Source organism: Pelodictyon clathratiforme, from assembly GCF_982375515.1.
The window spans coordinates 2,167,822-2,186,834 of record NZ_OZ455102.1 but is presented as its reverse complement, the minus strand read 5'-3'; the positions used below and the strand labels follow the sequence as shown (position 1 = coordinate 2,186,834).

At 47.3% G+C, this 19,013-nt stretch carries 18 protein-coding genes, 1 tRNA gene and 1 pseudogene; 10 read left to right on the top strand and 10 right to left on the bottom strand.

Annotation, left to right across the window (positions count from 1 at the left end; genetic code table 11):
- Positions 1–395 precede the first annotated feature (395 nt).
- The 5 genes and pseudogenes from ltrA (at position 396) to AC56AD_RS10650 (ending at position 5,674) form a co-directional block, all read left to right on the top strand.
- The gene (gene ltrA / locus AC56AD_RS10670; RefSeq protein ID WP_012507238.1) at positions 396–1,637 is read left to right on the top strand and encodes a group II intron reverse transcriptase/maturase; all 1,242 of its coding nucleotides are present in this window, start codon (positions 396–398) and stop codon (positions 1,635–1,637) included.
- 79 nt (positions 1,638–1,716) lie between these two features.
- A pseudogene (locus AC56AD_RS10665) lies at positions 1,717–1,860 on the top strand (transposase); the annotation flags it as partial.
- A gap of 331 nt (positions 1,861–2,191) precedes the next feature.
- The gene (locus tag AC56AD_RS10660) at positions 2,192–3,328 is read left to right on the top strand and encodes a trans-sulfuration enzyme family protein (RefSeq protein WP_012508796.1); all 1,137 of its coding nucleotides are present in this window, start codon (positions 2,192–2,194) and stop codon (positions 3,326–3,328) included.
- 55 nt (positions 3,329–3,383) lie between these two features.
- Entirely contained in the window at positions 3,384–4,133 is a 750-nt protein-coding gene (locus AC56AD_RS10655) for a M48 family metallopeptidase (protein WP_012508795.1), read from the top strand.
- Between the two features lie 284 nt (positions 4,134–4,417).
- Positions 4,418–5,674 carry a DEAD/DEAH box helicase gene (locus tag AC56AD_RS10650; RefSeq protein ID WP_012508794.1) on the top strand — a complete coding sequence of 419 codons (1,257 nt, stop codon included), beginning with the start codon at positions 4,418–4,420 and terminating at the stop codon, positions 5,672–5,674.
- A gap of 70 nt (positions 5,675–5,744) precedes the next feature.
- On the opposite strand, the gene AC56AD_RS10645 is transcribed toward AC56AD_RS10650, so the two are convergent.
- From AC56AD_RS10645 to AC56AD_RS10635, 3 genes are all read right to left on the bottom strand, one after another.
- A complete protein-coding gene (locus AC56AD_RS10645; RefSeq protein ID WP_012508793.1) occupies positions 5,745–6,188 on the bottom strand; it encodes a PPC domain-containing DNA-binding protein in 444 nt (147 codons plus the stop codon).
- A gap of 90 nt (positions 6,189–6,278) precedes the next feature.
- Entirely contained in the window at positions 6,279–6,587 is a 309-nt protein-coding gene (locus AC56AD_RS10640) for a hypothetical protein (RefSeq protein ID WP_012508792.1), read from the bottom strand.
- Positions 6,588–6,590: 3 nt separating this feature from the next.
- On the bottom strand, positions 6,591–7,043 hold the full coding sequence (locus tag AC56AD_RS10635; protein WP_012508791.1) for a thioredoxin domain-containing protein: 453 nt from the start codon (positions 7,041–7,043) through the stop codon (positions 6,591–6,593).
- Between the two features lie 155 nt (positions 7,044–7,198).
- Here AC56AD_RS10635 and AC56AD_RS10630 point away from each other — a divergent pair, with 155 nt between their 5' ends.
- Positions 7,199–7,453, top strand: a complete 255-nt coding sequence (locus tag AC56AD_RS10630) for a hypothetical protein (protein WP_012508790.1) — start codon at positions 7,199–7,201, stop codon at positions 7,451–7,453.
- Positions 7,454–7,602: 149 nt separating this feature from the next.
- On the opposite strand, the gene AC56AD_RS10625 is transcribed toward AC56AD_RS10630, so the two are convergent.
- Positions 7,603–9,309: a SulP family inorganic anion transporter gene (locus AC56AD_RS10625; protein ID WP_012508789.1), complete on the bottom strand. Its 1,707-nt coding sequence runs from the start codon at positions 9,307–9,309 to the stop codon at positions 7,603–7,605.
- Between the two features lie 131 nt (positions 9,310–9,440).
- Here AC56AD_RS10625 and AC56AD_RS10620 point away from each other — a divergent pair, with 131 nt between their 5' ends.
- Positions 9,441–10,031, top strand: coding sequence for a UPF0149 family protein (locus tag AC56AD_RS10620; protein ID WP_012508788.1), 591 nt, complete (start codon positions 9,441–9,443; stop codon positions 10,029–10,031).
- A 136-nt stretch (positions 10,032–10,167) separates the two neighbouring features.
- On the opposite strand, the gene AC56AD_RS10615 is transcribed toward AC56AD_RS10620, so the two are convergent.
- Positions 10,168–10,455, bottom strand: a complete 288-nt coding sequence (locus tag AC56AD_RS10615) for a DUF6804 family protein (protein ID WP_041526532.1) — start codon at positions 10,453–10,455, stop codon at positions 10,168–10,170.
- An 86-nt stretch (positions 10,456–10,541) separates the two neighbouring features.
- Entirely contained in the window at positions 10,542–10,814 is a 273-nt protein-coding gene (gene rbp / locus AC56AD_RS10610) for an RNA-binding regulator (protein ID WP_012508786.1), read from the bottom strand.
- Positions 10,815–11,101: 287 nt separating this feature from the next.
- Between rbp and AC56AD_RS10605 the strand changes: the two genes are divergently transcribed.
- Together AC56AD_RS10605 and AC56AD_RS10600 are read left to right on the top strand one after the other, a co-directional pair.
- Complete coding sequence (locus tag AC56AD_RS10605; RefSeq protein WP_012508784.1) at positions 11,102–12,856, top strand: cation:proton antiporter; 1,755 nt, start codon at positions 11,102–11,104, stop codon at positions 12,854–12,856.
- 141 nt (positions 12,857–12,997) lie between these two features.
- Positions 12,998–13,960 carry an alpha/beta fold hydrolase gene (locus tag AC56AD_RS10600; RefSeq protein ID WP_041526843.1) on the top strand — a complete coding sequence of 321 codons (963 nt, stop codon included), beginning with the start codon at positions 12,998–13,000 and terminating at the stop codon, positions 13,958–13,960.
- Here AC56AD_RS10600 and AC56AD_RS10595 read toward each other — a convergent pair.
- The gene (locus AC56AD_RS10595) at positions 13,957–14,604 is read right to left on the bottom strand and encodes a phosphoribosylanthranilate isomerase (protein WP_012508782.1); all 648 of its coding nucleotides are present in this window, start codon (positions 14,602–14,604) and stop codon (positions 13,957–13,959) included. The genes AC56AD_RS10600 and AC56AD_RS10595 overlap by 4 nt on opposite strands.
- A 240-nt stretch (positions 14,605–14,844) precedes the next feature.
- Here AC56AD_RS10595 and AC56AD_RS10590 point away from each other — a divergent pair.
- A tRNA-Gln gene (locus AC56AD_RS10590) sits at positions 14,845–14,916 on the top strand.
- A gap of 66 nt (positions 14,917–14,982) precedes the next feature.
- Here AC56AD_RS10590 and ahcY read toward each other — a convergent pair.
- From ahcY to AC56AD_RS10575, 3 genes are all read right to left on the bottom strand, one after another.
- Positions 14,983–16,398 (bottom strand): adenosylhomocysteinase, encoded by a 1,416-nt coding sequence (ahcY, locus tag AC56AD_RS10585; RefSeq protein ID WP_012508781.1) that lies wholly within the window; start codon positions 16,396–16,398, stop codon positions 14,983–14,985.
- 33 nt (positions 16,399–16,431) lie between these two features.
- A complete protein-coding gene (gene metK / locus AC56AD_RS10580; RefSeq protein WP_012508780.1) occupies positions 16,432–17,646 on the bottom strand; it encodes a methionine adenosyltransferase in 1,215 nt (404 codons plus the stop codon).
- Between the two features lie 264 nt (positions 17,647–17,910).
- Positions 17,911–18,888 carry a sugar phosphate nucleotidyltransferase gene (locus AC56AD_RS10575; protein ID WP_012508779.1) on the bottom strand — a complete coding sequence of 326 codons (978 nt, stop codon included), beginning with the start codon at positions 18,886–18,888 and terminating at the stop codon, positions 17,911–17,913.
- Positions 18,889–19,013: the final 125 nt, after the last annotated feature.

Genomic DNA, 19,013 nt, shown 5'->3' with positions numbered 1-19,013 from the left:
AAAGGCATCGTAAAGATGTCAGGTGTGAGCCAAGGAAGACGAGTACAAACAAACTGCCGTGAACGTGTCGAAAAGATTAAGATGACATCAAAACTGAAGGGAGTAGTTAATTCAGGAAAAGTTTGGCGGAAACCTGTTTACTGGCCAAGCGGTGTCCGGCATAAAGGCAGCGTGATCCTGGTTCGGGCTCTTGTATTGAACTACAGGAACCTTCGTTGGCGATGCAAAGGGAAAGGCGCAAGTGTAAAAAGCGAGGCCGATAATACCAATGCGCCATCAAGGGACGGAGCGACTCGTACGAGCAATGAAAGCCTTGTAATGAGGCTGGAGCAAAGGGGTCGCGTCATCTGGTCATACAGTCATGTCAACTGTGCAAACAGAAGGAGCTTTTCGGTATGACAAAGCCATATGAAATTTCCAAAGAACTTGTCTTGAAAGCGTATCAACAAGTGAAATCTAATGGAGGTGCAGCCGGTGTAGACCGAGAATCGTTACAGGCATTTGAAACAAAACTGAAAGACAACCTGTACAAGGTATGGAACAGGCTCAGTTCCGGCAGTTATTTTCCGCCGCCGGTAAGGGGTGTGGGCATTCCGAAGAAATCTGGAGGAGTGCGTATGCTTGGTGTTCCAACCGTGGCGGACAGGGTAGCTCAAAGCGTTGTAAAAATGGTGCTTGAGCCCATATTGGAACCAGTTTTTCATGAAGATTCGTATGGTTATCGTCCGGGGCGTTCAGCTCATGACGCTATAGCTGTAGTGAGGAAGAGAAATTGGGAATATGATTGGGTTGTAGAATTCGACATCAAGGGGCTGTTTGATAACATCGATCATGAGTTGTTAATGCGCGCTCTTCGGAAACATTGCCAAACTCCTTGGGTTTTTCTTTACGTAGAGCGGTGGCTAAAGGCACCGATGGAGACCCCGGAAGGTGAGCTGATAGAACGGACAAAAGGAACGCCCCAAGGGGGAGTGGTGAGTCCACTGTTGGCGAACCTGTTTCTGCACTATGCGTTTGACCGGTGGGTGAGCGAAAATCTACCCGGTGTGCCGTTTTGTCGGTACTCCGATGATGGCGTTCTTCACTGTAAAAGCAAGATACAGGCAGAGCTGGTAAAGCGAAAGATTGGTGAGCGTTTTCGTGAGTGCGGATTAGAGTTACACCCTGATAAGACGCAAATAGTGTATTGCAGGGATAGCAATCGCAAGGACGAGCATCCAGTAAATCAGTTTACATTTCTTGGTTTTACCTTCTGTTCACGGGAAGCCAAGAAGAAAGATGGAACTTACTTTATTGGGTTTCTGCCGGGAGTAAGCCGGGATGCACTGCGACACATGCGGCAGACGATCAGAAGGTGGAAGCTACAGCTCAAAAACAGCTTGGAACTTGCGGATTTATCAGCACAGTTCAACCCGATACTGAGGGGATGGAAGAACTACTACACGCGATTTTACGGTTCAGCAATGGCTCCGGTTTGGCAACACATGAACTATTACTTGGCACACTGGATGATGAGAAAGTACAAGCAATTGAGTGGGCACAAAACCAGAGCAAGCAGAAAACTGCGACTTCTGGCGGAAGAGAATCCAAACTTATTTGCGCATTGGAAAGCGGGGTATACCTCGATGGCTAGATGATGGGAGCCGGATGAGCGGGGACGTTCCTGTCCGGATCTGCGAGGGGCTGGAGGTGAAATTCCTCCGGTCTACTCACCTCAAACATCAAGTCAGCAACGCTATATCGGAAGGAATAAACAGCAAAATCCAGTTAATAAAAGCAACTGCTCGAGGGTTTCGAGGCTTCGAAAGCTATCGAACAAGGATCCTCTTTTACTGTGGGAAACTGGATATGAAAATCTGAGGGTGCCGTAAAATGAAATTTCTTTTCCATTAAAATGCGCGAAGAGCCTTTTTTTGCAAGTAATGCTGTCTATAGGGGCGGCTTCCATGTTCATTATCCCCAACTGCCATTCCCCCTCCAACTGTTATAATAATAATTTGCACATCGTTTGTTGAATCGTCTCATATTTGCATTATTCTTTCCAAATATATACATTAACAATTGTTATGAATTTCTTTATATCCATTGCTCATCATCAAAAAAGGCTGAGGGAATAGACCCGGTGAAGCCTTGACAACCGACTCCGTTCAAAGACGGAACACGGTGACACATTCTTTTAAACGCGCTATTCATGAGTTTTCAGACTGATACGATTCACGCCGGAGTTGGCCCGGATAAGGCATATGGCGCCATTATGACTCCGATTTACCAGAGTTCAACCTTTGTTTTCGAGGATATCGGCAAACACAAGGGATTTGATTATACCCGCAGCGGAAACCCGACACGCAAGGCGCTCGAAGATAACCTTTGCGCTCTTGAAGGCTGCTCATTTGCTGTAGCGGTGACAACTGGCATGGCGGCGATTACCTCGACCCTCAATATCTTTAAATCCGGCGACGAGATTATTTGTACCGATGACTGCTATGGAGGCACATCACGACTGATGAAGACGGTTGAGGAGCACTTCGGTATCACAGTACATTTTGTCAATCTTCAGGATGCGGCAAATCTTCTGCCCTATGTGAATGAGAAGACAAAAGCGGTATGGGTTGAAACACCCTCCAATCCGCTGTTGAACCTGGTTGATATTGCCGCCGTGGGGGCACTTGCAAAAGAGAGGGGTTTGTTGACCATTGTGGACAATACCTTTCTTTCGCCTTATGGTCAGAAGCCTTTCGAGCTTGGAGCTGATATTGTAGTGCATTCAACAACGAAGTACCTCAATGGCCATTCTGATGTGGTTGGTGGAGCAGTGCTGTCGAATAGTGAAGAGCTCGATGCCCGTCTGAAGTTTATTGTCAATGCGCTTGGAACTTGCGCACAGCCCTTCGACTGCTGGCTGGTGCTTCGTGGTATCAAGACGCTGGTGGTGCGCATGAGGGAGCATGAGCGCAATGCACAGGCTGTGGCCGAGTTTCTTGAGCAGCATGGCAGAGTGAAGCGGGTTTTTTATCCCGGCCTTCCGGCTCATCCGCAGCATGAACTGGCTAAAAAACAGCAACGCTGTTTTGGAGGAATGGTCTCTTTCGAGCTTGATGGTGGCATTGAGGATGTCAACCGTGTGCTGAAGGGAACAAAGCTCTTTGCACTTGCTGAAAGCCTTGGCGGAGTTGAATCGCTGATTGAGCATCCGGCAACGATGAGCCATGCCTCAATGGATCGGGATCATCGCGAGGCGGCAGGGATAACTGATACGGTCATCAGGCTTTCGGTTGGTATTGAAGATTGCGATGACCTTATTGAGGATTTGCGGAGTGCACTTGGTTGAAGCTGATTTTTTCTAACCGGTGTGTATTGTTCGATGCGGTTCAGTACATTAAGGCATGAATACGCATCAAACAGTCCCGGTGGGAGGTTCCCCCTTTCCCTATACTCTGAAGGTGAGCCCGAGGGCAAAGTCTGCCCGTCTGAAGATGACGCCGCATGGTGGCCTTGTGGTGGTTGTTCCTCCGGGATTCGATAAAAAAAGGGTTGTGTCGCTCTTGCTTCAGCATGAGGAGTGGATAAAAAAAGTTACCGCAAAGTATGATGCCCACCGCCCAATAGCTCCGCCACATTCTGAAAACGGGCTGCCCGCCACGATTGTTTTTCCCGATTTTGCTGAATCGTGGTCGGTGGCTTACATGCATAACGGAATCGGGGAGGTAAAGATGGTTGAGCAACAAGGCAAAAGTCTGCTGGTTTCAGGTGATGTTGCCAACACCGCACTTACCTGCAAGCTGCTCTGTTCCTGGCTGAAGCACCGGGCTCAACTGCGCCTTCTTCCAGCACTTGAAAAGCTTGCTGCTGCGCACAATTTCAGTTATGACTCTTCCGGTATTCGCCTGCAGCACTCCCGATGGGGGAGTTGTTCTTCGCGCCGCTCGATTACCCTGAACAGCAAACTGCTTTTTCTGCCCGATCATCTTGTCCGCTACATTATGGTGCATGAGCTTTGCCATACGGTGCATATGAATCACTCCCGTGCCTTCTGGTCGCTGGTTCACGAGCACGACCCCTTGTACCGCAGCAACAATCTGGAAATGAAATGTGCATGGAAATATGTGCCACAATGGGTTTCTGTTCAGCCGTGAATCTTTTTGGGCCGGGTTGTAATGCAAATGCTGTAATCAGAATGGAATCGTTATATTGCTTTGATCTGATTTTGTGGTACCGTTAGCGATTCATTCCGCACCAACAAAGCGCTTTTTACGGCTAACAACGAATAACATCCCCGCATTTTGCAGATAGCCCGGTCCTTCCTCTTTGCAACAGGGAGAGTTCAGACCGTGGTGTTACAGGCGAGCGTGCCTGATGTGCAGAGCATTTCAGCCAGGTTCGTTCTCTCATAACGAACAGTTCAACAATTATATACCATATGGAATTCAAGTCATTAGAGATCATTGATCCAATCTTGCAGGCATTACAGGAAGAGGGGTATACGACTCCGACTCCGATACAGGCAGAAGCTATACCGATTATTTTACAAGGCACAGACTTGCTCGGATGTGCGCAGACAGGAACCGGAAAAACGGCTGCTTTTGCCATTCCTATCCTGCAATTACTGAGCGAAAACAAGGTTTATGATAAAAAACGAAAAATTCGGACGCTGATTGTTACTCCGACAAGGGAGCTCGCTATTCAGATCGGAGAGAGCTTCAACGCCTATGGCCGACATACTGGGTTGACCAATACGGTGATTTTTGGTGGTGTTAACCAGAACCCGCAAACGGCTGCATTGATACGGGGTGTTGATATCGTGATTGCTACACCAGGGCGACTGCTCGATCTCCTCAACCAGGGCTTTTTGAGTTTGCGTCATGTGGAGATACTTGTGCTTGACGAAGCCGATCGTATGCTCGACATGGGTTTTATCCATGATATTAAAAAAATCTTGGCCGTGGTTCCGAAACAGAAGCAGTCACTCTTCTTTTCTGCTACGATGCCGGCTGAAATTGTCAAGCTTGCCGCAACGATTTTGCATAACCCTTCGAAGGTTTCGGTGACGCCGGTTTCGTCAACGGTCGAGATTATCAATCAATCGATCTACTTTGTCGATAAAGGAAATAAAAACAGCCTGCTGGTCGATATTTTGCGGGATCAGGCGATCAAAACGGCGCTGGTTTTTACGCGCACAAAGCATGGAGCCGATAAAGTTGTGAAAATCCTCGAGAAGCATAACATCAAGGCAGAGGCGATCCATGGCAACAAGGCTCAAAATGCCCGTCAGCGGGCGCTCTTCAATTTCAAGGCACAAACGACGCGCGTTCTGGTGGCCACAGACATTGCTGCCCGTGGTATTGATGTTGATGATCTGGAGTATGTAATCAATTTTGAAATGCCCAATATTGCCGAAACATACGTCCATCGTATCGGACGAACGGGCCGGGCCGGGGCAAAAGGAACTGCATTGTCCTTCTGTGATGCTGAAGAGAAAGAGTACCTCCGTGATATTGAAAAGCTGATAGCCAAAAAAATTCCTGTCATTGACGACCACTCATTCCCGTTGATGGATCACAATCCTGTCAAAGCGCCCAAACAGCAGGGAAGAGGAAATTCAGGTCATCCTGCACCGAAACCCCTCGCAAAAAGCGCCTCCAAAAGGTGGTCAGAAAAGCCCCGAAACGGGCGATAGGGGCCTTGAGCCTGATTTCCGGCAGGGCTGTAAGAACGCATTGGTAGCTTGATCCGGAAAAGGTCTCTTTTCAGGGGGCAAGCAGCTTGAAGCCGGTGTTGGGATCATACAGACGCCTTGCCGTGCATTCAAGCAGTTCTGTCAGGATAATTTCCATCACCTGCCATACCTTTACACCGTTACGAATACAGCCCGTAACGGTGTTTTCCTCCCTGCCACATGCCATATGCATATGGAGAATCGGGTTACCATGATCATCAGGAAAAAGAGTTCCGCTGCCCGTGATTTCATGAGCGTCGTCAAGTTCATGAATCATGGGTTTTACGGGATTTGAGCGGCTTTCTCCGGGTCCGACCACAAGGAGAGTGCCCTTGTCAGCTCCTCCGACCGCAAAAAGGGTTGCACGCTCAATGCCATGATCCTTTACGAACTGCTCTATTCTCTCATGGACGATCTCTCCGTCTTCGAGCCTGATGACAAAAACTCTTCCCTGCTTTGCTTCTGTATATTTCATCGTTGTTGTTGCGTCTTGAAAAAAGGGCCGTAACAGAGGTTCATTTTTTCGTATACAATTTCTTCCCACCCCTCTTGGATCAGTGCATGCTCAGTTCTCAAAAAACTCAATCCGCAAGTTTTCATCTGCCTGTTCGCTCACGTTGTAGTGGCCTTTTTTGACAATGGAAAGTCCCTTTCTATCAGCCGCCGGAATGATGCTTTGCTCAACATCATCGGCAGTTTTTTTCAGGCAGCTCTGGTTGAAAAAGAGGTTCAGTGTGGGGCCTGTATTTGCGAACTGAAGCAAAAAATCATTGTCATTGACAAAAATGAGATCGTCATAGGCATAGGTTACTTCATGACCAAGCTCTTCGAGAAGCTGCATGACATTTCCGAGTGGGCGTTGTGAATGTTCCATAGTTCAATGCTTTTGTGTTGTACATGAAAAGTTTTTGTCATGAGGACATGAATTCATGTCACTCATGTTGATTGATGTTGTCATTTCCTCTTCATCATGAGGAGGAGTGAGATGGATCAGTTTCTTCAGTATCGTTGTATCGAATCCCTGAAGGTGATGGCCGCCAATTTTCATGAGCGGACGTTTGATTAAGAGAGGCTGCTGAATCATCATTGCGATCGCCTCTTCTCTTGTAAAGCTTTGAGGGTTGAGTTCGCCTGACTTTATCATTGGTGCTGCCGGATTAAAGCAGTCGGCTACCGGTTTATCCCCGAGATAGGCTGCAAGCTCCTCTTTCGACCAGGCATATTCAAGCAGATTGACGGTTTCAAGAGTATGGCCCGAAAGTTCAAGCATTGCCTTTTGTCGATTATTGTTCCTGCACCCTGGTTTTTCGTAAAAAAGTATGGTTGCCATGCTCCTGCCCTTTATCCGGATTTTTGAATAACAATTTGTGTTATATTAAGGAAAAAAACATAAATTACCTTAATAATTAATATAAAAATAGTTTTATTCGGTTATTAATTAAGGTGTAGGGTTGTTTTTTATAATTTACAACAGGAGGTGTCGTTATGGCTGAAAGTAACTTGCAGGCATGGGAAAAGGTTCTGGAATATGCTTCGATTCCGCTGCATGGAACCATGTCCAGAAAAATTCGGAAGGGAGTCAAGCTGCAGATTAACGAAGGTACCATCTATGAAGATGCTGTTCTTTTTATCAGCGATCTTTTTTTGAGGGTTACTTGTGAGGAGGATGGTGTCAGTGTGAATACCTATTATGATATGAAGGCGGTCTCAAGCATTCGCACCTACAGCAGCAAGGAATAGGACGGGATTATGCAGCCGTGAGGTATGGTGACAGGAAAGAGAAAGAGGCCAAAGGGCCCGCACCTCTCTCCTGTCCACCATTTTCAGTAGTTGTGGCATCAGCTCCTCTCAGTGAATGCCCCCATCATTTCCTTGTGATGGTTTGGCAGTTATTTCATTTCCCGCTGTACGGATGGTACGAAATTTTGCTGCCGTCCCATTTTTGGCAGGCCAAGAATCTCTCTTGCATGGTCGAGCGCATCGTCAATATTGCCGAAAATGTTCTCTTCTCCGATGTCATCGTAGAGTCCGTATTGCTGCAGGGCGAATAACGGTTGGGCGTGAACTCCTGAGAGGATCAGTCTCGTTTCGGTTTTTTTGCAATCCTTGAGGAGCTCTTTCATCATATTCAGTCCTGTGGCATCAATAGAAAGAACGCTGCGCATTCTGATGATCCGGATTTTGGGCGCCTTTTCAACAATGTGCATTGCCTCTCTGAACTTGCTGGCCGCACCAAAGAAAAATGGGCCGCTGATTTCAAAAACCTCAACACCATCAGGGACTTTCCTTGTCACGATGGTGTTTGGATCGTCCTCTTCATCGCGGTCTGTCAGTTCCTTTGTAATAACTCCAACGTTGGAGAGCTGTGCCATGCGTTGCATGAAGAGAATAACGGCAAGCAGCATCCCGATTTCAATGGCGAGCGTCAGGTCAAAAACAACGGTCAGACTGAAGGTGGTCAGCAGGACGATAACATCGCTTCGCGGGCTTTTGAGGAGCTGCTTGAATACCTTGATTTCGCTCATGTTCCAGGCTACAATAATAAGGATTGCTGCCAGCGCAGGCATTGGAATGAGTTTCGCCCACTTGCCGAAAAGCAGCATGATCAAAAGCAGTGTAATCGCGTGAACGATACCGGCGATAGGGGTTCTTCCGCCATTTTTAACATTGGTTGCTGTTCGCGCAATTGCTCCGGTAACCGGTATGCCGCCGAAAAGGGGAGTGATGATATTTGCAGCTCCTTGTGCGATTAACTCCATATTCGACTTGTGACGGCTGCCGATCATGCCATCAGCCACAACAGCCGAAAGCAGCGCTTCGATGGCGCCAAGCAGGGCAATGGTGGTTGCCGGCATGATGAGGTGCTGAATGGTCGCAAAATCAAATGAGGGGAGTGTCGGCGCTGGAATCATCGAGGGGATCTCTCCAAAACGGGATTCAATTGTGGCCACATCAAGGTGAAAGTATTGTACAATCACGGTTGTGGTGACAATTGCGATGAGTGAACCGGGAATTTTCCGTGATAGCTTCGGCCAGAACAGGATAATCAGCAGGGCAAGTGTGCCGATCATGAAACTTGCAAGGTCGAATGTCGGCAGGTTACGAGCGTAGGAGGACCATTTGCCGATAAAATCAGCCGGAACGATAGCGATGTCAAGACCGAGAAAATCCTTGACCTGGCTGGAAAAAATAATAACCGCAATACCGCTGGTAAAGCCCACAATAACCGGATAGGGGATAAACTTGATCAGCGAGCCGAACTGGGCAAAGCCCATAATCATGAGGATGATGCCTGACATGATTGTTGCCAGAACCAGCCCGTTAATGCCATATTGTTGAACAATTCCGTAAAGGATTACAATAAAAGCTCCTGTAGGGCCTCCTATCTGAACTCTGCTTCCGCCAAGAAAGGAGACAAGGAAGCCGCCGATAACTGCTGTGATAAGACCCTTTTCAGGGGAGACCCCGGAAGCTATGGCAAAAGCTATTGCCAGTGGAAGAGCAACAATGCCGACCATAATACCGGCAATGACATCCTTCATGATCCTGTCCGGGGTAAGTTCCGGCAGGATTGAAAATAATTTTGGTTTAAACATGTGTCGAGTGTCAAAAAAAGAAAATGAACAAATAGCCCTTTGCAGGCTTGGGTTTCTATATAATCTTTTTGTATTATTTTATCAATTGATAGCGCTTTTTCGTTAAAAAAACAGCCCTCGTGCACACTTTCATGAACCCATCTGATTCGCTGTGGCAACCGCTCTCCGATGAAGAGCTCGGAAGACTTGAGACTTTTCTTGCCTCTGACGCAACACCCGATGATTGTCTTTTTTCCCTTGAAATGCTTGATGGTTATATGACCGCCCTGGTTGTAGGGCCGGAGGTTGTTCAGCCGGAGGTATGGATTCCCTTTATCTGGGATCAGGAAAATGATAATGAGCCCTCTTTTTCTTCAGAAGCTGAAGCGATTGAGATAGAGGAGCTCCTTGTTCGTCATATGAACTCAATTGACCGGCAGTTTGATGAGGATCCCGATGAATTTTTTCCGGTCTTTGAGCAATTCGGTTATGCCGATGAGGAGGAGAAGAGAGTGGCTGTTGAAAACTGGTCGCTTGGATTTACCGTGGGTATGGAGTTGGCACATGCCTCATGGACATCTTTCATGGAAGATGAAGAGACGTCCCAGTTTGTGTTGCCAATCTTCCTTCTCGCTAAAATAACTGATGATTTTGAGGAGTTGACAGAAGAAGAGATGGACAACATGGCACTTCTGATGCCTGAATTTATTATCAAAATATACGAATACCTGCACCAGGCCTGACTCAAAACCCGTTTCCCGGACAACTCTTCGCCGCCATCACGTATGGGCAATTTTCCCGGGCGACTGCTTCCAATCTTTGGTATGAAGGTTTTGCAGGATATGATGGAAGAGCATTCTCAGTGTTGTATCGGGGCTGTTATTCCGCAATATGGTTCTTTGTCAAGAGCAGGAACAGGCCAGCCACAAGGTCAATGGGAATCCATATCTCTTTTGCAAGGTTGATTTCCATGACGGGATTGAAGAGAATAGCGAAAAGGGTGTATGCAAGGGGCAGTAACAGCACTCTTTTTCCGAAGTTCCTATAGGCACCCCAGGCAAAGGTTCCTGCGGCAACAACTCTCAGCAGCGAATAGAATTCCAGCGGAAGGGGAAGAACCGCGAGGAAGAGAAGCAGGGCTGTAATGTAGATGACGGGTACCGGCATGAGGGTTTTCTGGTTAACAGTATAAAAGCCAGACCGAACTTGCATTCTGTCTGGCTCAAGGGAAAAATGGCTTTAAAGCGAAAGGCTTAGTAGCGATCTCTTCTTGCTGGCCGTTCTTCACGGGGCTTTGCTTCGTTCACCTTTATGGTGCGGCCGTTCAAATCTTTCTCATTCATTGATTCGATGGCTTCACGAGCTTCACTTTCGTTAGGCATGTCGACAAATCCGAACCCCTTGGAACGGCCTGAAAATTTGTCGTTTATGATACTTGCGCTCTCGACCTGTCCGAATTCGGAGAAGGCATCACGCAGATCATCTTCAGTAACAGTGTAAGCCAAATTGCCAATGTAAATATTCATTGTTAGTTTCAGTATGCATGTGCATTGATAGAAAGAGATACCGTCAAGTAACCAAAGCACAAATTACTTGAATAGCGATCAGTCAACCATTGACTGATTTCTGTACCAAGTTTAACGTAATTATTCTTCATCTCAAACAGATAATTCATCCGGTGTCAAATTTTCATCATCGGGATCTCCTCTGCTCCATTTGTCTGTTTTGTTTTGATTTCTTGATAGATATATATACAATAAGGGAATATCTGCTTTGTTTGAAAATTGCTTCTCTTGGATAACGCGCTTTCTCTATGCATGAATTTGATTTTCTTGGTGAACTGGTGCTTATCGGAGCATTTGCTGTTGCCATTATTCTGATTTTCCAGCGGTTGAAAATTCCGCCGGTCATCGGGCTGATTTTTACGGGCATCCTCCTTGGTCCGTCAGGTATCGGTGCGGTTTATGATCAAAAAATGATTTCCACACTTGCTGAGCTTGGTGTTGTTCTCCTGTTGTTTACCATAGGGCTTGAATTTTCGCTCGATGATCTCAAAAAGCTGAAAACCATTGTGCTGGTTGGTGGCGTTGTTCAGATTCTTGTCACCGGTCTTGCAATCAGTTTTCTTGCTTACTGGTTTATGCTTTTCATCGGGCGTGGTATTTCCCTTTCAGCCGCACTCTTTCTCGGATTTACCTTTTCGGTCAGCAGTACGGCGATATGTCTGAAAATTCTGACTGATCGTGATGAACTGACTTTGCCACATGGTCGCATTGCCCTTGGAATTCTGATTTTTCAGGATATTGCGATTGTTCCCCTGATGATTGGTATCAATTTTTTAAATCCTGATGCTTCGCCCTCTTTTGCGATAGTGGCCAATAAAATTGGGGTCATCGTGCTTTTTGCCAGCGGGATTTTTATCGGCTTCAGGCTTCTAATGCCTAAAATGGTGCATCTTATAGCATCTCTGCATGCCAGGGAGGTCTTGGTTATCGGGGCGCTTGTTATCTGTTTCGGGGCAGCCTATCTCACCTCCCTGGCAGGTTTGTCGCTTGCACTCGGCTCATTTGTTGCGGGTATGGTGATTGCGAGTACCGATGAAAGTCATCAGATAAGCGTGACGATTGATCCTTTTCGTGAGGCGTTCAGCAGCATTTTTTTTATATCCGTTGGTCTTCTGCTTGACGTCAAGATGATTAATCTGCCTCTTTTTGTGGCAATTGCCCTTGTTGTGCTTCTTGTCAAAGGGCTTCTTGTTGCAGGGGTATCACTTTTTCTTGGCAACTCTCCGAGGGTCAGCATGATGGCTGGTATGGCACTTGCACAGATAGGGGAGTTCTCTTTTGTGCTGGCAGAGAGTGGTCTGAAGAACAGTGTTATCAACCATGAGGTATTTCAGGCCATGCTTGCCATTATTGTGGTAACGATGATTGTCACTCCAGCCATGATAGCCATTGCTCCAAAGTTTGCCGACCAGATGGCACCGGCACTTGGTTTTATTCCTCTTGTATCCAGGTACTCTTCTGCACCTTCCGTGCGCCCTCCCGATAGCACGATTATCTGCGCAGGAGAGATTCATGCCGCAATTGTCGGTTTTGGTATCAATGGCCAGAATGTTGCAGCAGTGCTTCACGCGACCAATATTTCCTATTCCGTGCTTGAAATAGACCGGGAAATGGTTAAAGTTATGAGAAGAAAGGGTGAACCGATCTATTATGGCGACTGTACGGAAAAAAAAGCGCTGATTCGCGCAGGGATTGACCATGCGCGTGCTGTTGTGCTTGGTATTTCAGATACTACAGCAGTCCGTAATAGTATTGCGATGATTCGTGACATCAATAACAAAGCCTTTATTATTGTCAGGGCAAGAACTCTCGATGATGTAGCAGCGCTCTACAAGGCTGGTGCCGATGTCGTGGTAACAGAAAAGTTTGAAACATCCATTCAGATTTTTTCACAGCTTCTCAACCACTTTACGGTTGATCCGGAACTGATTCTCGAACAGCAGGAAATTATTCGACGTGAATGTGAAAAGATTTTTCTGCGCGGGAACATTCCTCTCGTTTAAAAAACCTGATGTGGCACTTTTTTGCGCAAGCATCCGAGGCCATGATGCGGGAGCTTTTTTTCCCATCAAGGTAATTTTTTTCTTATATTTACGGATATAATTGGGACCAGATCTCAACTCACCATTCAGATGATACGTGTTATGGCATATCCAGCGTCATCCCCCACACAAAAATTTGTCCGTTACCGCAAGGAGCTTCTTGATCTTCAGGCATCTCAGGACAATGCTGCGGCAAAACGTGCAACCTACGAGCTTTCCTTAATGGAGCAGAGCTTTTTTATTGAGCTGAACGGCATTGTTCATCATTATCATGATTCAGGTCCCAGGGATGCGGCACAAACGGTCGTGCTGATTCATGGATGGGATTGCTGGTGGATGTGGTGGCATCATGTGATCCACTATCTCAACAAAAGGGGAATACGCACCATAGCCTATGATATGCGTGGACATGGATGGTCAGACAATGACCCGAATAACCACTATCATATCGATTTTTTTGCTCATGATCTGGATGAACTGGCGACCAAACTTGCACTTGATAAATTTCATATAGCGGCATTTTCTTTTGGCCCTTTCGTCGCCCTCGATTATGTCCGTGTTCATCCCGAACGAGTGGTGTCGATGACTTTTTTCAATTTCGGGTACCTGCCGAACAGTGCCTTTATTCAGGCATTTGCGACCAATACGATTACGTTTGTTTTCAATAATCTTTTGCGCAAACTGACCTGGTGGCTTCCAGCCTATATGTTTGCTCGCTTTGTTCTTGCGAAGAACACGATTTTACTGCACGATATTCTTATTGGATTTAAAAGTCTCGGTTTGTGTGCACCGGAAGCTATCGATCAGACAACCCGTCATATAACCTCATTTAAAACGACAGACTCCGTGCCAGAGATGGTCAAGTCTGTTAGTATGCCTATTCTGTTTGTGGCAGGTGAGGGCGATACGATCATGACCTGTGAAAATACAAAGAAACTGGTGGAGCTTACCCACAAAGGTACCTATGTTGAAGTGCCTGAATGTGGTCATCTGATTACCGTTGAATTGCCGGAAACAGCATCTGCGCTTATTTTGGGACAGGTAATCGCAACCACGGCCTCTTAGAAAACGGTTTTGCGAACTGCCTGGATAAATGCTTTTATTTTAACAGGATCCTTTATGCCAGGCTCGCATTCCACACCGCTTGCTGTATCGACTCCATAGGGCTGAAGAGAGCGGATCGCTTCGCCGATGTTGCTCTCATTCAGTCCCCCGGCCAGTATCGGATAACAGGAGTCTCCAAGCGCATTGAAGATACGGGTGGCAAGGGATGCTCTGATCGTTTCCCCTGTTCCGCCCGCCATATCGGGTCGGTAAGCATCGAAGAGAAAGGCGTTTATCCCGCTTTTTTCTGCAAACGCAAAAACCTCCTCTACTGCAAAATTTTCTTCAGGCCGAAAGACTTTTATCACCTTTGCCTCAGTAATGGCTCGTGCATCTTCCGGGCTGTATTGCTCGCTGTGCAATTGCGCTATCTGGAGCTTGCAGAAACGGCAGATGGCATTAATCTCTTCAGGCGACTGATCAACGAAGATACCTGTCGATGCCACAAAGGGTGGTAGTTTCTCGATAATCTCCTTCGCTCGTTCAGGAGTTATTGCCCGTGGGCTCAGGCTGCTGAAATTGAAGCCAAGAGCATCCGCACCAGCCCGGCAGCTCTCAAGGGCATCCGACAGCCGGGTTATTCCACAAATTTTTATTTTTGTCATTGCGCTTTCATCATTGTTATGTCGAAAAAAACGTAAGGGCTGGGTTGCTTTGAAATAACCTGATCTCTATATGAAAACATCGTAAGGGCGGGGTTACCCCGCCCCTACCTGTAACAATACCTCAACCTCAATGTGCATCTCCTGCCCTGAACCTGACGTCTTCGGTAACTTGTTGCGATTGTCTCATATTGTACGTATATTTAAGGCCGGATACAATTGCATTTGTATGCCGTCACAGAGTGGGGCGTCGCCAAGTGGTAAGGCATCGGCCTTTGGAGCCGACATCCGCAGGTTCGAATCCTGCCGCCCCAGCAAACAAAAAAGGCAACCTTTCATGGGGTTGCCTTTTTTGTTGATCAGTCATACCTCCGCCAAATCTTAATAGCGGTAATGTTCTGGTTTGTATGGCCCATCCAATGGAACGCCGATGTATGCAGCCTGCTCATCAGAAAGTCTGGTGAGTTTTACGCCGAGTTGTTCAAGGTGCAGTCTTGCCACCTCTTCATCAAGCTCTTTCGGCAGACGGTAAACACCAACAGCATAATCCTTTGTCCAGAGTTCAATTTGTGCCAGAGTCTGGTTGGTAAAGGAGTTGCTCATCACAAACGAAGGGTGTCCGGTTGCGCATCCAAGATTGACAAGGCGTCCTTCTGCAAGCAGATAGATGCAGTTGCCGTTCTCGAAGGTATATTTGTCGACCTGTGGCTTGATATTGAGCCTTGTTGCTCCTGCATAGGCATAGAGCTGCTCAACCTGTATCTCGTTGTCGAAGTGGCCGATGTTGCAGACAATGGCTTCATCCTTCATCTGCTTCATGTGCTCAAGCGTAATCACATCCTTGTTGCCCGTTGTGGTGACAAAGATATTTCCTTCCTTGACTGCTTCGTCCATGGTGGAAACCTCATAGCCTTCCATGGCTGCCTGCAGAGCACAGATCGGATCAATTTCCGTCACAATTACCCGTGCTCCATACGCACGCATTGAACGTGCTGAGCCTTTGCCCACATCGCCATAACCAAGCACCACAACTACTTTGCCGGCAACCATGACGTCGGTTGCACGTTTGATACCGTCAGCAAGTGATTCACGGCATCCGTAGAGGTTGTCAAATTTTGACTTGGTGACCGAGTCGTTGACGTTGATGGCAGGGAAGAGCAGTTCGCCTTTCTCCATCATCTGGTAGAGGCGGTGAACACCGGTGGTGGTCTCTTCCGAAACGCCCTTCATTTCTGCGGCAACCTTGTGCCAGCGTTGGCTGTCTTCTGCAAAGACCTCTCTGAACTGCTGATAGAGCGCTTTTTCTTCCAGATTGGCTGGAGCTTTTTCGAGCAGTTCAGGGTTATTCTCGATTTTGTAGCCGAGGATGATCATAAGGGTAGCGTCACCACCATCGTCGACAATGAGGTTCGGTCCTTTTCCGCCTTCAAACTCAAGGATCTGGCGGGTGCACCACCAGTACTCTTCAAGGGTTTCGCCTTTCCACGCAAAAACCGGCACGCCGCTCTTTGCAATAGCTGCTGCAGCATGATCCTGCGTTGAAAAGATATTGCAGCTTGCCCAGCGAACCTCGGCTCCGAGTTCCACAAGGGTTTCAATCAGCACCGCAGTCTGGATGGTCATATGCAGGGAACCGGCAATACGAGCGCCCTTCAACGGGTATTGACCCGCATATTTGCGTCTGGTGGCCATAAGACCCGGCATCTCTTTTTCAGCGACATCAATCTCCTTGCGTCCCCATTCTGCAAGGGAGAGATCCGCCACTTTATAATCAAGCACTTCTGTGAGTGTTGTCATATTGTCATCTTGTTTTAAAAATGTTGCAATTGCTCAGGCCAGGTTGAGGGCTGATTTCAGTTCACCAACTTTTTCTGTCTTTTCCCAAGGGAAGATATCACGACCGAAATGGCCATAAGCTGCGGTCTGCTGATAGCACCAACCCTCTGGTTTGTTGAGGCTGAATCGTTTGATGATGGCTGCAGGACGAAGATCGAAGATCAGTTCGGCTTTTTCCTGGATCTGGGCATCGTTGAGTCCGTGTTTTGCCGTGTCGTGGGTATTGATATAGATCGATACCGGACGGGCAACACCGATGGCATAGGAGACCTGAACGGTGCATTTGTCGGCAAGGCCAGCAGCGACAATGTTCTTTGCAACGTGACGGGCTGCATAGGCTGCACTGCGGTCAACCTTGGAAGGATCTTTACCGCTGAATGCACCACCGCCGTGGGGAGCAGCGCCACCATAGGTATCAACAATGATCTTGCGTCCGGTCAGGCCGGTATCGCCGTGTGGTCCACCGATGACAAAGCGTCCGGTCGGGTTGATGTGAAACTTGGTGTTTTCATCAATCAGGTCAGCAGGGATGACCACCTTAATAACATTTTCGATAATGTCATTTTTGATCACTTCCTGCCAGGCTGCTTCGCTGACGCCTTCAGGTTCCGGATCGTGCTGGGTTGAAACAACGACAGCATCAACACGTTTGACAACTTCATTCTCATATTCAAGGGTGACCTGGCTTTTTGCATCAGGACGAAGGTAGGTCATGATTTTGCCCTCCTTGCGGATTTCGGCAAGTTTTTTCATCAAATGCTGGGCAAACTGGATAGCTGCCGGCATCAGTACCGGAGTTTCAGTGCATGCATAGCCGAACATCATGCCCTGATCGCCTGCGCCAACACGGTCAAACTCGTCAGCAATCTCTTCCTTGCGGTCAACGCCGCGATTGATATCAGGTGACTGGCTGTGGAGCGCTGAAAGCACACCGCAGGAGTTTGCCTCAAACATGTACTCACTCTTGGTGTAGCCGATTTCGGTGACAACCTTGCGTGCTATGGTCTGGATATCAACAATTCCTTTCGTTGTAACTTCACCGCCGACAATAACCTGACCGGTTGTGACAAAGGTTTCACAGGCAACGCGTGAACTGGAGTCCTGGCGGAGAAAATCATCAAGTACAGCATCGGAAATCTGATCGGCAACCTTGTCCGGGTGTCCTTCTGAGACGGATTCTGAGGTAAAGAAATACCTTGTTTGTGACATGTTCTGATAAGGTTTTGGTTAAACGAATGAGTGTAACAACAGAAAAAAATGAACAGCAAGAACAAAAATAATTGAACCAAAGGAAAGTTTTTCAGTGAGAGGATGCCACAAAGAGATGACCTGGGACACGGAAAAACTTCCAGCAGACCCTGGGGAAACAACCCCTGTTGAGAGCCTGCGACACCGTGTCCATAGGTAATGGGGATGTCGATGAAAAAGAGAGCACAAATGTAAACATTCGCCCTCTTCTATGCAAAAAATCTCTTATCCAACCCGTATTTCTGAGTAGTCTCCGATATTGATTTCCTGTGAACTTCCTGTAATGAAGGCGTTGTTGCCGACGATCGAGTGATCGAGCATGATATGGGCGACCCGTGCGTTATAGCCGATAATTGAATTTCTGATAATGACATTGGTAATTACAGCCTGTTCACCGATGGTTGTATAGGGGCCGATAATGGCATTTTCAAGTACCGCACTGTCTGCGATAAAGACCGGATCGTTGATGATGCAGCCGGGAAAGGTTTTTGTCGCGACGTTGTTTTTGAGAAGAATCTCATTTGTGGCGAGCAGTGTTTCAGGCTTGCCACAGTCATACCAGCCGTGAACCGGGAAGGTGGTGAATGGTTCTCCCCCTTCAATCATAAACTGCAGGGCGTCGGTGAGCTGGTATTCTCCTTTTGTTCTGATTCCATTGTCAATCAGGTGATCGATACTCGCAAAGAGTGAGCCAGCTCGCTGGAGGAAATAGAGGCCCACAATGGCAAGGTTGCTGACGGGCGTGTCAGGTTTTTCAACCAGTTTCAGAATTTTTTCTCCATCGGTTACAGCAACCCCGAATCGTCTTGGGTCTTCAACCTCTTTGACACCAAGGGTTGAAACAGGGCTTTTCAGTACCGATTCAAGATCAACATCAAAAATAGTGTCACCGAGAATAATGAATAATGGTTCATCCTTGATAATATAGGGTTTGCACATCCAGATGGCATGGGCAAGTCCGAGGAGTTCGGTCTGGGTGACAAAGGTGAACTTGATGCTGTAATGGGCTCTCAGCCACTTTTCAACCATGTCTCCAAGGTAGCCGACAATGACGATGGCTTCGTCAATACCTGACGCGATAAGCTTGTCCATGATATGGCCGATAATGGGTTTTCCGGCCACGTTGAGTAACACCTTCGGATGAGAAAAAGTGTGAGGGCGTAAACGGGTACCTACCCCTGCAACAGGAATGATTGCCTTCATGTTTCCTCAAAGATTTTGGTTGTAAAATCAAGCATATGAACCACACTATCCCATGTTACAAAAAAGCATGATGAAATTAAATACTCCAATTGCTCTCAGAGGGCTGTTAAATAAAGAAATCAGTT

Bases quoted from the DNA above. Each gene is read 5' to 3' on its own strand.
- ltrA (WP_012507238.1), top strand. From the start codon at position 396: ATGACAAAGCCATATGAAATTTCCAAAGAACTTGTCTTGAAAGCGTAT.
- AC56AD_RS10660 (WP_012508796.1), top strand. From the start codon at position 2,192: ATGAGTTTTCAGACTGATACGATTCACGCCGGAGTTGGCCCGGATAAG.
- AC56AD_RS10655 (WP_012508795.1), top strand. From the start codon at position 3,384: ATGAATACGCATCAAACAGTCCCGGTGGGAGGTTCCCCCTTTCCCTAT.
- AC56AD_RS10650 (WP_012508794.1), top strand. From the start codon at position 4,418: ATGGAATTCAAGTCATTAGAGATCATTGATCCAATCTTGCAGGCATTA.
- AC56AD_RS10645 (WP_012508793.1), bottom strand. From the start codon at position 6,188: ATGAAATATACAGAAGCAAAGCAGGGAAGAGTTTTTGTCATCAGGCTC.
- AC56AD_RS10640 (WP_012508792.1), bottom strand. From the start codon at position 6,587: ATGGAACATTCACAACGCCCACTCGGAAATGTCATGCAGCTTCTCGAA.
- AC56AD_RS10635 (WP_012508791.1), bottom strand. From the start codon at position 7,043: ATGGCAACCATACTTTTTTACGAAAAACCAGGGTGCAGGAACAATAAT.
- AC56AD_RS10630 (WP_012508790.1), top strand. From the start codon at position 7,199: ATGGCTGAAAGTAACTTGCAGGCATGGGAAAAGGTTCTGGAATATGCT.
- AC56AD_RS10625 (WP_012508789.1), bottom strand. From the start codon at position 9,309: ATGTTTAAACCAAAATTATTTTCAATCCTGCCGGAACTTACCCCGGAC.
- AC56AD_RS10620 (WP_012508788.1), top strand. From the start codon at position 9,441: ATGAACCCATCTGATTCGCTGTGGCAACCGCTCTCCGATGAAGAGCTC.
- AC56AD_RS10615 (WP_041526532.1), bottom strand. From the start codon at position 10,455: ATGCCGGTACCCGTCATCTACATTACAGCCCTGCTTCTCTTCCTCGCG.
- rbp (WP_012508786.1), bottom strand. From the start codon at position 10,814: ATGAATATTTACATTGGCAATTTGGCTTACACTGTTACTGAAGATGAT.
- AC56AD_RS10605 (WP_012508784.1), top strand. From the start codon at position 11,102: ATGCATGAATTTGATTTTCTTGGTGAACTGGTGCTTATCGGAGCATTT.
- AC56AD_RS10600 (WP_041526843.1), top strand. From the start codon at position 12,998: ATGGCATATCCAGCGTCATCCCCCACACAAAAATTTGTCCGTTACCGC.
- AC56AD_RS10595 (WP_012508782.1), bottom strand. From the start codon at position 14,604: ATGACAAAAATAAAAATTTGTGGAATAACCCGGCTGTCGGATGCCCTT.
- ahcY (WP_012508781.1), bottom strand. From the start codon at position 16,398: ATGACAACACTCACAGAAGTGCTTGATTATAAAGTGGCGGATCTCTCC.
- metK (WP_012508780.1), bottom strand. From the start codon at position 17,646: ATGTCACAAACAAGGTATTTCTTTACCTCAGAATCCGTCTCAGAAGGA.
- AC56AD_RS10575 (WP_012508779.1), bottom strand. From the start codon at position 18,888: ATGAAGGCAATCATTCCTGTTGCAGGGGTAGGTACCCGTTTACGCCCT.